The sequence below is a fragment of the Dactylosporangium vinaceum genome, from assembly GCF_019904175.1.
Lineage (GTDB): Bacteria > Actinomycetota > Actinomycetes > Mycobacteriales > Micromonosporaceae > Dactylosporangium > Dactylosporangium vinaceum.
Genome location: NZ_CP061913.1, coordinates 7,271,270 through 7,282,926, shown reverse-complemented (window position 1 = coordinate 7,282,926; position 11,657 = coordinate 7,271,270). Strand labels below are relative to the sequence as shown.

Annotated in this window: 15 protein-coding genes; 7 read left to right on the top strand and 8 right to left on the bottom strand. The window is 73.0% G+C overall.

Features of this window, described 5'->3' with window-relative positions; all coding sequences use genetic code 11:
- Nucleotides 1-16: 16 nt before the first annotated feature.
- The 3 genes from Dvina_RS32505 to Dvina_RS32495 all read right to left on the bottom strand — a co-directional run bounded on the left by Dvina_RS32505 (nucleotide 17) and on the right by Dvina_RS32495 (nucleotide 2,408).
- Nucleotides 17-814: an NAD(P)H-binding protein gene (locus Dvina_RS32505; RefSeq protein ID WP_223093110.1), complete on the bottom strand. Its 798-nt coding sequence runs from the start codon at nucleotides 812-814 to the stop codon at nucleotides 17-19.
- A 122-nt stretch (nucleotides 815-936) separates the two neighbouring features.
- Complete coding sequence (locus Dvina_RS32500) at nucleotides 937-2,073, bottom strand: SPFH domain-containing protein (protein WP_223093109.1); 1,137 nt, start codon at nucleotides 2,071-2,073, stop codon at nucleotides 937-939.
- A 14-nt stretch (nucleotides 2,074-2,087) separates the two neighbouring features.
- Complete coding sequence (locus Dvina_RS32495) at nucleotides 2,088-2,408, bottom strand: P-loop NTPase family protein (protein ID WP_246655462.1); 321 nt, start codon at nucleotides 2,406-2,408, stop codon at nucleotides 2,088-2,090.
- 180 nt (nucleotides 2,409-2,588) lie between these two features.
- Here Dvina_RS32495 and Dvina_RS32490 point away from each other — a divergent pair, with 180 nt between their 5' ends.
- A complete protein-coding gene (locus Dvina_RS32490; protein WP_223093108.1) occupies nucleotides 2,589-2,813 on the top strand; it encodes a hypothetical protein in 225 nt (74 codons plus the stop codon).
- A gap of 164 nt (nucleotides 2,814-2,977) precedes the next feature.
- Here the strand turns inward: Dvina_RS32490 and Dvina_RS32485 are convergent, their stop codons facing one another.
- The 3 genes from Dvina_RS32485 to Dvina_RS32475 all read right to left on the bottom strand — a co-directional run bounded on the left by Dvina_RS32485 (nucleotide 2,978) and on the right by Dvina_RS32475 (nucleotide 5,782).
- Nucleotides 2,978-3,385, bottom strand: a complete 408-nt coding sequence (locus Dvina_RS32485) for a hypothetical protein (protein ID WP_223093107.1) — start codon at nucleotides 3,383-3,385, stop codon at nucleotides 2,978-2,980.
- Between the two features lie 80 nt (nucleotides 3,386-3,465).
- Nucleotides 3,466-4,893, bottom strand: coding sequence for a family 43 glycosylhydrolase (locus tag Dvina_RS32480; RefSeq protein WP_223093106.1), 1,428 nt, complete (start codon nucleotides 4,891-4,893; stop codon nucleotides 3,466-3,468).
- Between the two features lie 304 nt (nucleotides 4,894-5,197).
- Nucleotides 5,198-5,782 carry a dihydrofolate reductase family protein gene (locus Dvina_RS32475; protein WP_223093105.1) on the bottom strand — a complete coding sequence of 195 codons (585 nt, stop codon included), beginning with the start codon at nucleotides 5,780-5,782 and terminating at the stop codon, nucleotides 5,198-5,200.
- Nucleotides 5,783-5,961: 179 nt separating this feature from the next.
- Here Dvina_RS32475 and Dvina_RS32470 point away from each other — a divergent pair, with 179 nt between their 5' ends.
- Both Dvina_RS32470 and Dvina_RS32465 read left to right on the top strand, forming a co-directional pair.
- The gene (locus Dvina_RS32470; protein WP_223093104.1) at nucleotides 5,962-6,327 is read left to right on the top strand and encodes a YciI family protein; all 366 of its coding nucleotides are present in this window, start codon (nucleotides 5,962-5,964) and stop codon (nucleotides 6,325-6,327) included.
- A gap of 10 nt (nucleotides 6,328-6,337) precedes the next feature.
- The gene (locus Dvina_RS32465) at nucleotides 6,338-7,609 is read left to right on the top strand and encodes an RNA polymerase sigma factor (protein ID WP_223093103.1); all 1,272 of its coding nucleotides are present in this window, start codon (nucleotides 6,338-6,340) and stop codon (nucleotides 7,607-7,609) included.
- On the opposite strand, the gene Dvina_RS32460 is transcribed toward Dvina_RS32465, so the two are convergent.
- Nucleotides 7,606-8,196 (bottom strand): dihydrofolate reductase family protein, encoded by a 591-nt coding sequence (locus tag Dvina_RS32460; RefSeq protein WP_223093102.1) that lies wholly within the window; start codon nucleotides 8,194-8,196, stop codon nucleotides 7,606-7,608. The genes Dvina_RS32465 and Dvina_RS32460 overlap by 4 nt on opposite strands.
- Before the next feature lie 156 nt (nucleotides 8,197-8,352).
- Here Dvina_RS32460 and Dvina_RS32455 point away from each other — a divergent pair, with 156 nt between their 5' ends.
- Together Dvina_RS32455 and Dvina_RS32450 are read left to right on the top strand one after the other, a co-directional pair.
- Nucleotides 8,353-9,246 carry an SDR family oxidoreductase gene (locus Dvina_RS32455; protein ID WP_223093101.1) on the top strand — a complete coding sequence of 298 codons (894 nt, stop codon included), beginning with the start codon at nucleotides 8,353-8,355 and terminating at the stop codon, nucleotides 9,244-9,246.
- A gap of 124 nt (nucleotides 9,247-9,370) precedes the next feature.
- A complete protein-coding gene (locus Dvina_RS32450) occupies nucleotides 9,371-9,934 on the top strand; it encodes a hypothetical protein (protein ID WP_223093100.1) in 564 nt (187 codons plus the stop codon).
- A gap of 48 nt (nucleotides 9,935-9,982) precedes the next feature.
- Here the strand turns inward: Dvina_RS32450 and Dvina_RS32445 are convergent, their stop codons facing one another.
- Nucleotides 9,983-10,606, bottom strand: coding sequence for a helix-turn-helix domain-containing protein (locus Dvina_RS32445; protein WP_223093099.1), 624 nt, complete (start codon nucleotides 10,604-10,606; stop codon nucleotides 9,983-9,985).
- 87 nt (nucleotides 10,607-10,693) lie between these two features.
- Between Dvina_RS32445 and Dvina_RS32440 the strand changes: the two genes are divergently transcribed.
- Both Dvina_RS32440 and Dvina_RS32435 read left to right on the top strand, forming a co-directional pair.
- On the top strand, nucleotides 10,694-11,350 hold the full coding sequence (locus Dvina_RS32440) for a hypothetical protein (RefSeq protein WP_223093098.1): 657 nt from the start codon (nucleotides 10,694-10,696) through the stop codon (nucleotides 11,348-11,350).
- A gap of 14 nt (nucleotides 11,351-11,364) precedes the next feature.
- Nucleotides 11,365-11,655 carry a hypothetical protein gene (locus Dvina_RS32435; protein WP_223093097.1) on the top strand — a complete coding sequence of 97 codons (291 nt, stop codon included), beginning with the start codon at nucleotides 11,365-11,367 and terminating at the stop codon, nucleotides 11,653-11,655.
- The last annotated feature ends 2 nt before the right edge of the window (nucleotides 11,656-11,657 follow it).

Sequence of the window (11,657 nt, the reverse complement as noted above, 5' to 3'; positions counted from 1 at the left end):
GCCGGCCTGGACGGCGTCACGCGGCGAACTCGGCGGCGTGGGCCTCGCACCAGGCGGCGAACGACCGCGGTGGCGTCCCGGTCGCCCGCTCCACGGCGTCGGTCACGACGGATTCGTCAAGCGCGCCTTCGGCGTAGAAGTTCCAGAACGCCTCGGCGTACTCCTCGGGCATCGATGCGCGCTGTTCGGCCCGGGTCTGTGCATTGCTCAGGGGTACCGCAACCAGCTCGCGACCGAGCGCCGCGCCGAGGATGGCCAGCTGCTCGGCCGGCCGTAGCGCTTGCGGACCGGTCAACCGGTAGATCCGGCCGGCGTGCCCGTCGCCGGTCAGCGCGGCCGCCGCGACGCGGGCGATGTCGAGCGGGTCGATCACCGCAGCGGCCACCTCCGGGTACTGCAGGCGGACCTCGTCGCCGTCGCGCAGCTGCGGCAGCCAGCGCAGGGCGTTCGCCGCGAACGCGCTCGGGCGCAGGATCGTCCACTCGACGGCACTCGACCGCGCCGCCTCCTCGGAGCGGATCATGTACGCGGTCACCGCGTTGGACCGGTCGCCGCTCGCCGCCGACGCGCCGGAAAGCTGCACCACCCGCCGCACCCCGGCCGCCGCGGCCTGCGCGTACAGGCCCGGCATGTCGGCGTACCCGGGCAACAGGAACAGGCCGTCGGCGCCGTCCAGGGCCGAGCGCAGCGAAGCCGGGTCGTTGAGGTCTTCACCGTCCGCATGGCGCAGCGGCCGCACCGCCTGACCGGCAGCACCGAGCACCCGCACGAGCTCCACGCCGACGTTCCCGCTCGCGCCGCTCACCACAATCATGCCGGTGAGCATGCCCGGTACGGCCCGACACAAATCCTGCCCGCGGATCGGTGACCGTCTCCCATCCCCTCAACTTCCCGGCTCGGCGCGTTCCGCCGGTCGGTGCACCAGCGCGGGCAGGATCACCCCGCGTCGCGCCGGGCGACATCCGTTGAGGTGGTGGGCTCGGCGGCCGGTGTGGCGGTCATGCCTTTGCGCACGGCGTCCAGCAGCATGGTCCCCTGGGCGGCGAGCGAGGCCACGACGCTGTTGAGCCCCTCGGCCCCGTCCAGCACGGTGAGGTTGGCCCCCTGCAGACCCTCCGCGGCCGCGCGGAGCAGGTCCGGCAGCTGCTCGATCATCATCTGGTCGAGGGCGATGCGGCCCTGCGCGGCGGCGGCCTCCGCGGACAGCTTCGTGGCGTCGGCGTCGGCGCGGGCGAGGGTGACGATCCGCTCCGCCTCGGCCTGGGCGGGGCGGATGACCTCGGCGATGAGCTGGGCCTGGCGCAGCTCGGCGTTCTTCTGCGCGACGAGCGCCTGCTCGGCCAGCACGTGCTGCTGCGCCTGCGCGGCCGCCAGCGGGCCGGCCTGCGCCGCGGTCTGCTGGGCCTGGTCGATCTCGGCCTGGTAGCGGGCCTGGGCGATGGCCGTCTGGCGGGCGTACTCGGCCTGGTTGCGCGTGCTCTCCTGGCGGGCCATCGCGCTTGCCTGGTCCGCAACGGCCTGGGCGACGTTGGCTTCCTGGTTGACCCGGGCCTGGTGCGGGGCCGCGAGCGCCTTGATGTAGCCGACGCCCTTGTCGTGGATGCTGCTGATCTGCAGCGAGTCGATCTCCAGCCCGATGCGGGCCATCTCGGTCTTGCTCGCGTCGACGATCGCGTCGGCGAGCGTCTGCTGCTCGCGGATGATCGCCTCCACCGTCATGCTGCCGATGATGCTGCGCAGGTGCCCGCTGAAGATCCGGCCGACGAGCACCGGCATCTGCGACTGGTCACCCTGGAACCGGCGGGCCGCGGCGGCGATCGACTCGTGGTCATCGCCCACCTTGAACGCGATCACGGCCTGGACGTGCAGGGTCAGGCCCTGCTGGGTGTAGCAGTCCTCCTCGACCTCGGCTTCCTGCATGGCCAGGGTCAGCCGGGTCGCCTTGGAGAAGATCGGCACGACGAACGCGCCGTGCCCGGTGACGATCTTGAACGGCAGGGCATCGGCTCCGCGCTGCTTCCTGCCGCTGATCAGCAGGGCTTCGTTCGGGGCGGGTACACGGTAACCGAACATCGGGTTGGCCTCTCTCAGCCAGTAGTGGTGTGGTCCGCCGCAATCGGCGGCCACGGTTCCACGTCGACCTGACGCGTGCCGCGGAAGTGGATGACGAGCACCTCGGCCCCAGCCGGCAGCGGCTCGACGGCATAGGCGAGGTAGTGGTGCGGTATGCCCTGGACCACGATACGGATCTCGCCGGGCAGGTCACCCCCACGCACCGCGGTGACCACCACGCCGACCTTGCCGACCAGCGACTGACCGCGCACAAACTGCTCCAAACCCCGTCGGCCGCCCTGCACGAACCCCAGAGCGACCACGCATCGTTGACGTGTGCGATCCAGATTGTGCACCCGCCGTGCCACCCCGTGTGCCCCGGCACCCACACGAACGGCGTGGTGGTGGTCACGCGCCGACGGGAGTCCGCGACCCGGGTGTCCCGGCCGGTCCGCGTACAGCCGCCGACCCGCGGGAGTGAGGGCCCTCGAGGCCGCTACGCTTCCCACACCTGCGACCGGAGGACCACCCCGATTATGAGCGAAGAGTACGTCACCCTCGACGACAAGGACCTCAACGGCGACGGCGTCGTCGACCAGGCCAAGGTCTACACCCTCGACGACGGCGCCAACGTGCTGGAAGCCGACACGGACGGCGACGGCGAGGTCGACCTCATTGCGATCGACGCCGACGGCGACGGCGTCTACGAGGAGACCGTGGACCCCGCCACCGGCGAGTCCACGGCCGTCACCGGCTCCTGAGCCCAAAGGGCCGCGCGGCCCCGTGCCCCGGCCGGCAGTCACCGGTCGGGGCCGACGCTTATCGGGCCGAGCCGGACGGCTGCCGGGTTCAGGCGCCCCGACCGCAGCCGTGTGCCGGGCCCGGGAGATGGCCTCGTGCCCCCGGCTCGGTCGAGGCGCGGTGCTCACGACAGCGCGATGGCGGCCGCGGCCACGGCGATGGTCGAGGCCACGGCGCGGATGCGGTCGATGCGCAGCAGGGCCGCGATCCGCTCCGGGTCGTGCCCGCCGCCCAACCGCGCGTGAGCCGGGGCCGCGGCCACCGCCGTGACCGCCAGCGCCACCGCGGTGGCCGCCAGGGCCACGAGCGTCCAGGCATTCGGCCCCGACCACAGCGCCCAGCCCCCGGTCAGCACCAGCGCGCCGTAGACGATCACGACAAGGCCGGTGATCGCCCGGGAATGAGCGTCGTGCGCCACCCGCCACTGCGCCGCGGGAACCCTCGCCAGCGCCGGGTACACCATCACCGTGACCGTCGCCTGGAAGCCGAAGTGGGCCGCGGTCGACGCCAGCAGGGCAGCCTCAGCACTCATCACGTCATCAAGCGAAGCACGCCGCCCGGGCCGGCCGGTGGGCGGGTGAACGAGCCGGTGCCGGCGTCCGGCCGGACGGTTCAGTAGACGTAGGGCCAGCCTCCGCCGTCGTAGCCGATGTGGTTGATGCCGAGGTATGACGCGCCGCTGTCGGCGTAGTAGTGGTACACGAGGTAGTCGCCGTCGGTGTCGGCGAGGACCGCCTCGTGGCCGGGCCCGTGGATGCCGCCGTGGCCGGCGAGGATCTCGGTGCCGCCGCCGGAGTTCATGTCCTTGCCGCTGCGGTCCAGGAACGGGCCGGTGGGGCTGGTGGAGCGGCCGACCATCACCCGGTACGTGCTCGAGGCGCCCTTGCAGCACAGGTCGAAGGACACGTACTGGTAGTAGTAGGCGCCGTGCTTGAACACGAACGGCGCCTCGATCGCGCCGCCGCCCCGCCCGGCGATGGCGCGGATGGTGCTGTCGCTGCGTTTGCCGGTCGCCGGGTCGAGCTGGACGAGTTTGATGCCGGACCAGAAGGAGCCGAACGACAGCCACCAGCGGCCCTGGTCGTCGACGTACAGGTTGGGGTCGATGGCGTTGAAGTTGTCGGAGGTGCGCGACTCGATGACCAGGCCCTGGTTGGTCCAGCTGCCGGAGGCGCCGGTGGGGCTGGTGGCCAGGAAGATCGCCGAGTGGTTCGAGCCGAAGGTGGAGGCGGCGTAGTACATGACGTAGCGGCCGTTGCGGTAGGAGATGTCCGGCGCCCAGAGGCTCGGGCTGTTGCCGGTGTACGGCAGCGTCCACGACGCTCCCGACGGGAACGCGGCCCCGGCGTTGCGCCAGGTGACCCGGTCCGTCGACGTCTTCAACGCGATGTTGGTGCCGGTGTACGCGATGATGTACCCGCCCTCGGGCCGCTTCACGATCGTCGGGTCGTGCACCCCGGTGTCCCCGGCCACGTACATCGGCGCCGGGTACGACGACGGCGGCGGCGGATACGACGCTGACTGCGACGGGCTCGGGCCGGTGGAGCGCGACGGGCTCGCGGAGGCCGACGGCGAGGAGCCGGTCGACCGCGACGGCGCCGGGCTGCCGGTGGCCGGGGCGCCGGTGCAGGCGACACCGTTGAGCGCGAAGGCGGCCGGGACGGGATTCGTCGCGTTGTTCCAGGCGCCGTTGAAGCCGAAGTTCGCGGTACCCCCGATGGCGAGGTTGGCGTTGTAGTCGACGTTCTTCGCGGTGACGGTTGTGCCGGACTGGGTGACGGCGGCGTTCCACGCCTGGGCGACGGACTGGCCGGCGGTGTAGGTCCAGGTCAGGGCCCAGCCGCTGATGGGGTCGCCGAGGTTGGTGACGGTGACGTCGGCGCCGAAGCCGCCCTGCCACTGGTTGGTGACCTTGTAGTCGACCCGGCAGCCGGCCGCCGCCGATGCCGGACCGGCGCCGGCGACACCCCAGGTGATGATGCCGCCGGCCGCGGCCGAGGCGGCCAGCGCGGCGGTGAGTCTTCGTGAGCGAGCGAGCATGAGGTCTCCAGAGGTGAGGGCACTGCCATGCTTGCGGGCCGCAGCGGTCATCCGGAGACACCGCGCGCATCGGCAGGCACACGGCGATGCGGCGTCGGCGTCGCGTGCGGGCCCGGGCTTGGCAGAGCGAGGGCCGTACGGCGGACCGATCGGGCGGAGGTCAGCGACGGTGTCTGATGTTAGCGCTCACACGATGGCTGTCAATGTCGCCATGTACGTTTCACCAGCTGGAGCCCCCGGGCGCGCACATGCGGCCCTGTACTACATCGCGCCGTCCGGCAGCGACGCGGCCGCCCGCGGATGATCAGGCGTGGCCGCGACGGTCCGGCCGGTAGGTGACCAGGTTGAGGTTGTCACCGAGGGCGCGGGTGCCGACCAGGCGCATGGGCTTGGCCCGGCTCGTCTCCGCGAACAGGCGCCGGCCGGCTCCGAGGACGACCGGGAAGACCACCAGCCGCAGTTCGTCGACGAGGTCGTGCTCGAGCAGCGTCTGCCCGAGCCGGTAGCTGGCAAAGACGACGATGTCGCCGTCCAGCTCGTCCCGCAGCCTGGTGACCTCGGTGACGGCGTCGCCCCGCAGCACCGTCGCGTTCGTCCACCGGGGCTGGTGCAGGGTCGCGGACACGACGTACTTGGGCAGTGCGTTCATGCTGTCCGCCCACGCGCCGCTGCGCGCGGTCCACCGCTCGGCGAACCACTCGTCGCTGCGCCGACCCAGCAGGAGCGCCGCGGTGTCGCGCGTCTCGGCGGTCGCGAACTCGGTCCACGCCCGGAGGTCGGCCGGCTCGGCCCGGGTGAACCAGCCGCCGAGCCGGAAGCCCTCGTCGCCGGTCGGGTCCTGGACGACGCCGTCGAGCGACGAGTTCGTGCTGATGACGATCTTTCCCATGCGATGCTCCCTAGGTGGTGGTTTCGGTCTCCGGTGAGGTAGACACCGCGGCCCGGGAAAAGGGGCGCCCGGCGAGCCCCTCTTTGCGCCGGAAATTCCCTGGAACGGTGTCCAACGCGGCCGGCCGGCCGCGACAGACAGGGGGCGCAAGTGCCGGGACGAGACGAGAGGGCGACCAGATGACGCAATACGCGCTGCTGCTGTACCGGTCCGCGCAGGACACCGAGGACAGGACCGCCGACCTGCCGCGGTGGATGCAGCTCACCGAGAAGCTCCGCGAAGCCGGGGTCCTGATGGCCAACGTGCGGCTCGCCGATGCCGACACGGCGACCACCGTCCGGGTCCGCGGCGCTCAGGTGCAGCTCACCGACGGACCGTTCGCGACAACGAAGGAGACGCTGGCCGGGGTCTACCTGCTCGACTGCGACGACCTCGACGATGCGGTTCGCCGGGCGGCGGCGCTGCCGATCGCGGAGTACGGGTCCGTGGAGATCCGGCCCGTGGGCCGGTCCGCAGGTGTCGAGGGCGAGCCGGCGGGCTCGTGAGGGCACCGCGATGACGTCCGAAGCCGAGACCGCCGCGACCCTCGAAGCCGTGTTCCGCCGGGACCGGCCGGCCGTCCTGGCCACACTGATCCGGTTGGTCGGATCGTTCGACGTGGCCGAAGAAGCGCTGCAGGAGGCGATGGCCGCCGCCCTGCAGGCCTGGCCGAGCCACGGGGTTCCGGCCAACCCCGCCGGCTGGCTGTCGGTGACCGCCCGGCGGCGGGCGATCGACCGCCTCCGCCGGGACCGGGCCCAGGCCGACCGGGCCGCCAACCTCGCCGTGCTCGCCCGATTCGACACGGCGGAGGCCGACACGGGGCTGGAATCCGGGGCCATCGTCGACGATCAGCTACGACTGATCTTCACCTGCTGCCATCCGGCCCTGGACCTGGCCGCCCGGGTGGCGCTGACGCTCCGGGTCGTGGCGGGGCTGCGTACCGGTGAGATCGCCCGCGCGTTCCTGGTCGCGGAGCCGACGCTGGGCAAGCGCATCGTGCGGGCGAAACGGAAGATCGCGGAGGCGAACATTCCCTACGTCGTGCCGCCCGCCGAGGAGCTTCCGCAGCGGCTGACGGCCGTGCTCAGCGTCGTCTACCTGATCTTCAACGAGGGCTACGTCGCCAGCGACGGCGACACGCTCGGGCGGCCGGACCTGGCCGGCGAGGCCATCCGGCTGGCCCGGCTGGTCTGCGGCCTCCTGCCGGACGAGCCGGAGGCGTGGGCGCTGCTGAGCCTGCTGCTGCTGACCGACGCCCGCCGCGCCGCGCGAACGGACGGGGCCGGGGCGTTCGTGGCCCTGGAGGATCAGGACCGGTCCCGGTGGGACCGCGAGCTGATCGCGGAGGGGTTCGCGGCGCTGGATCGGGCGATCCAGCCCGGCCGGCATGGACCGTACCTCGTGCAGGCCGCGATCGCGGCGATGCAGAGCCGGCCGTCCGGGAAGGTGCCGTGGCTGGAGATCGCCGAGCTGTACGAGGTGCTCTACGAGCTGCAGCCGTCGCCGGTCGTCGCCCTGAACCACTGCGCCGCCGTAGGGTTCGCCCATGGCCCGCAGCGGGCGCTCGCGTTGCTGCGCCCGCTGCTCGACGAGCCCGCGCTTGCCGACTACCAGCCCCTGCACGCGGTGCGGGCCGACCTCCTCTGGCGCTCGGGTGACCGGTCCGGCGCGCAGGCCGCGTTCGGCCGGGCGATCGAGCTGTCCGACAACGCTGTCGAGCGGCGCGAGCTGCAGCGCCGGCGGGCGGCCGTGGGCGCCGGCCGCCCGCCGGATCGCCGAGGCTAGGGCCGGTCGCCGGCGGGCCGCGCCGGTCCGGACCGGACGGCGTAGTCGAGCACGACGACACCCGACGCGCGGGTCCGTGCCGACTGCAACGCGAAGGCTTCCGGCCGGTCGTCCACCTCGGCCGGCGGGCCGCCGGCCAGCACCGGGTGCACATTGAACCGGACCCGATCGACGAGCCCGTGGCCCAGGAGCGTGCGGGTGAGCCGGCCGAGTCCGTAGATCGCCAGCCCACCCGCCGACCGCTGCTTCAGCGCGGCCACCTCACCGGCGGCGTCGCCGCTGAGCAGGTGCGAGTTCGACCAGCGGGTGCGATCGAGGCGGGCCGCAACCACGTACTTGGGCAGGGCGTTGATCCGGTCGGCGAACGCACCGGACGCGCCCGCCCAGGCGCCGGCGAACGCCTCGTACGTACGGCGGCCGAACAGCACGCCGGCACAGTCGTCGAGGATGTGCGCGGCCTCGTCCTGCGCGTCGGCGTCGAAGTACGGCCCGGCGAAGCGCATCGGGTCGTCGGTCCGGCCGTCCAGCGAGGTCAGCACGGTGGCGATGACATACGGGCCCGTTGGCGCCGGCGGACGTGCACTCATGATTCGCTCCTGCTCGCTCGGATCGTCCTGTACCTCCCTGTCGCGGCTCGACCCGCAAGTCGGACCGGAACCGGCGTCCAAAACCGCGGTACGGCGGCGATCAACGGATGCGGCCGTCACCGGGACGCCGACACTCGCCACGATGAGGGAGTCACCGTGCTACTGATCACTGGAGCCAACGGCCGGCCGGGCTCGGCGGTCGTCCGGGAGTTCGCCCGGCGGGGCGAGCCGGTCCGGGCCCTGGTCCGCTCGGCGGAGAAGGCCTCGGCCATCGCTGCGCCCGGCGTCGAGACCGTTGTGGGCGACATGCTCGAACCGGACACCCTCGGCCCCGCGCTGACCGGCGTGGACCGGGTGCTGATGATCTCGGGGGCCGGGCCGCTGCTGCTGGAGACCCAGTGCACCTTCATCGACGCGGCCCGGGCGGCCGGCGTCCGGCACGTGGTGAAGTTCTCCGGCCAGGACTCCGTCGACGGCTTCGACCCGGAGCGGTTCCGCTCGACCCGCAGTCACGAGCAGGTCCAGCGGTACCTGTCGGCGTCGGGCCTCGCCTGGACGATGCTGCGCCCGAGCCAGTTCATGCAGGTGTACCTGGAGGAGGCGGCGGACATCGCCCGCGTCGGTGAACTGCGCCTGCCGTTGGGTGCGACAACCCTCGCGCCGGTCGACATCGCCGACATCGCGGCCGTCGCCTACCGGATCCTCACCACGCCCGGTCACGAGGGCCGGACCTACCGGATGACCGGCCCGGAGGCGCTCGACATGGATGAGGTCGCGGGCCGCATCGCCGCCGCCACCGGCCGGCCCGTGCGCTACGTCGACGTGCCCCCCGAGGAGCGCCACCGGCAGTGGCTGGCCGCGGGCCATCCGCCGCCGCGCGCCGCCGCGTTCGCGCAGTTGTTCGCCGAGCGCCGCCGGCTCGGCCGCTCATCGGTGCACCTGGACACCCATCGGGCGTTCGGGGTGCGGCCGACTGAGTTCGCCGACTTCGCCGCCCGCCACGCGGCGGTGTTTCGCGGTGCGGCGGCCGTCGCCGGCCCGCCCGCCTGACGGCCGGTTCGGCCACCGCGGCGACCGGGCCGCCGTCCTGTCGCAGCCCCGGCCGCACGCGGGAGCGTCCCGGCAGACCCGATCCCGGTCCGGCGGGCCCGGGCCGGTCCGGCAGGATGGTGTCGTGGACCCGCATCACGACAGCGGCCATCACGGCCACCACCAGTCCGGTTGGGACTCGGGCCGGCCGGCCGACCCCGCTCCGGCGCCCGCCTTCGACCCCGGAGCGCCGGCCTGGTCCAGCGAGCCGGTCCCGGCCCCGTGGCCGACCGATCCCGGCTGGTCCCCGAGCGACACCGCGACCGTATCGCCGGCGGCGGCTCCCTCTCCGGGCGGCGGCACCGCCACGCCGGCCCCCGCGGCCGCCGGGGGAACGGCCCCCGGGGGAGCGGTGGCCGCGGCCTGGCAATATGCGGGGCCGGTGGCGGCTCCGGTCGGCACCGTGGCCGCCGTGGTCGCGGTGTGCGCCGCGGTGCTGGCCGTGCCGCTGTCGCTGTGCGGGTTCGGGGTGCCCGCCGTCGCCGCGATCGTGTTCGGCGCGGTGCACCTGCGCCGCACCCGGCGCGGTGGCAGTGGTCGGCGGCGGGCCGTTGCCGCGATCGTCGTCGGTGTGGTGCTGCTGGTCCCGTCGTTGGTCTTGAGTTTCGGCTTCTGGTTCGGCGCCGCCGGCTCGGCCCGCACCGGATGAGCATTCTGGCCGCGCGTGTCCGGCCCCGTGGCGGCGGTCCGGTTCTGTTCAGCAGCCGGTGCGCTGGTAGGTGAGTTTCGCCTCGTCGAGGTAGCCGGTCGTGCCGGAGGCGTCGACTGTCCCGAAGTACCGATGCGGAAAACGGTCATGGGCCAGGCTCTTGACGCGGACCGTGTCGCCGGCGTCGACCCGGCCGATCGGGTGGCCGTCGGCGTCGAGGACGGCGCCGGCCTCGTCGACGCGGTAGACGCGCTCGCCGGCGCAGTCGCCGCGGTGCCAGGCGGACCAGCCGCCGACGAGACCCGCGGCGAGCAGGAGGGCGGCCGCCGCGGCGACGGTGCGGGGCCGGCGGCGCCAGAACGGCCGTCCGGTGCCGTCCGAAACGGGCCGGACGGCCTGGTCGGACGGCGGCGGGGTGTCCAGCGCGGCGCGCAGCGCGGTCCAGCGGTCCTGCCACTCGGCCGGGTCGCCGCCGCAGGCGCGGACCAGGCCGATGGTCACCTCGCGGCTCGGGAGGCGGTGGCCGCGCAGCGCATCGTGCAGGGTGCTGCGGGGCAGGCCGGACTCGCGGGCGAGGGTCGAGTAGCTGGGCGCGCCGGCCGCGGCGCGCAGGGCCCGCAGGTCGGTCAGGAACTGGGCAACGGCTGGCGTGGTGGCGCCGTCCGAATCCATCCGAGCACTCCGTCGAATCCATTCGGGTCTATCCGGGTCCGTCCGCAAGCGTAGCCGAACGGCCGCGCACCGGCATACCAACGAGTCATGGACAGACGGATGGCCCTCCTGGGCGCCGGGGGCGTGACGGTCGCGGTGCTGGCCGGCGCACAAGCGGCGTACGCCGGGCACACACACGCGATTCAGACCGCACCGTCGCCGAGCACCGGGCAGCCCATCGCGGGCGGCGGCAGTTGGATCGTGAACAAACCCAGTGGGTACTACATCGGCCGCGCCATGCCCGCGGACACCTTCGACAACGAGGTCACGACCACCGGGAACTGGCACTACGGCCGGGCGGTCACCGGCGTCAACATGTGCGGCTGGGTCCTGCCCGGATCCCTGGGCGCGGACCGGGGCGACGTCGCCGACAGCTGCTCGGCGGCGACCCGGGAGGCGCTGTCGCACCGGCGCACGGTCGGGCGGGACTACAACGCCGCAGCGCACGAGGCCACGGACGGTTCGGCGGTACCGGCCGTCAGCGGCTGCACCCTCTACTACAACTACTTCCACGGCAGTGACTTCGCCGCCAACGGCGGTCACTGGGCGAACCCGGCCGCCGGTGGCATCGGCGCGACCGTCAGGTACCGCTTCACCACGAACGACGGCGCCGCCGCGATCGTGCGCGACGACGTCCAGGGCTGGGGTTTCGTGCCCATCGGCTGCGTGACCCGCCCGGCCCCGCTGTTCAACGACAACGATTGAGAAAGGACCGCGCCATGAAGAAGACCATTGTCGCGCTGGCCACCGCCGGTGCCCTCATCGGAGCCGCCGCCACTCCGGCCGGCGCCGCCACCCCGCCCGAGCACCACTCGGTGATCTGCGATTCGGCGAGCTTCTACGCCCACTACACGGTCGGCGAGGGCCCGTTCGACCTGATCCGCACCCTCTACTACGGCAACGACGTCGGCCACACCCACGGCGCCCAGGCCGAGAACAACGGCTGGGGCTACACCCAGGACTTCGGCCCGAACGACTGGGGCTGGATGCAACTGAACTGCATGAGCTGAGG

Bases quoted from the DNA above. Each gene is read 5' to 3' on its own strand.
- Dvina_RS32475 (WP_223093105.1), bottom strand. From the start codon at position 5,782: ATGGGAAAGATCGTCATCAGCACGAACTCGTCGCTCGACGGCGTCGTC.
- Dvina_RS32445 (WP_223093099.1), bottom strand. From the start codon at position 10,606: ATGGATTCGGACGGCGCCACCACGCCAGCCGTTGCCCAGTTCCTGACC.
- Dvina_RS32480 (WP_223093106.1), bottom strand. From the start codon at position 4,893: ATGCTCGCTCGCTCACGAAGACTCACCGCCGCGCTGGCCGCCTCGGCC.
- Dvina_RS32460 (WP_223093102.1), bottom strand. From the start codon at position 8,196: ATGAGTGCACGTCCGCCGGCGCCAACGGGCCCGTATGTCATCGCCACC.
- Dvina_RS32465 (WP_223093103.1), top strand. From the start codon at position 6,338: ATGACGTCCGAAGCCGAGACCGCCGCGACCCTCGAAGCCGTGTTCCGC.
- Dvina_RS32505 (WP_223093110.1), bottom strand. From the start codon at position 814: ATGATTGTGGTGAGCGGCGCGAGCGGGAACGTCGGCGTGGAGCTCGTG.
- Dvina_RS32435 (WP_223093097.1), top strand. From the start codon at position 11,365: ATGAAGAAGACCATTGTCGCGCTGGCCACCGCCGGTGCCCTCATCGGA.
- Dvina_RS32440 (WP_223093098.1), top strand. From the start codon at position 10,694: ATGGACAGACGGATGGCCCTCCTGGGCGCCGGGGGCGTGACGGTCGCG.
- Dvina_RS32470 (WP_223093104.1), top strand. From the start codon at position 5,962: ATGACGCAATACGCGCTGCTGCTGTACCGGTCCGCGCAGGACACCGAG.
- Dvina_RS32500 (WP_223093109.1), bottom strand. From the start codon at position 2,073: ATGTTCGGTTACCGTGTACCCGCCCCGAACGAAGCCCTGCTGATCAGC.
- Dvina_RS32490 (WP_223093108.1), top strand. From the start codon at position 2,589: ATGAGCGAAGAGTACGTCACCCTCGACGACAAGGACCTCAACGGCGAC.
- Dvina_RS32485 (WP_223093107.1), bottom strand. From the start codon at position 3,385: ATGAGTGCTGAGGCTGCCCTGCTGGCGTCGACCGCGGCCCACTTCGGC.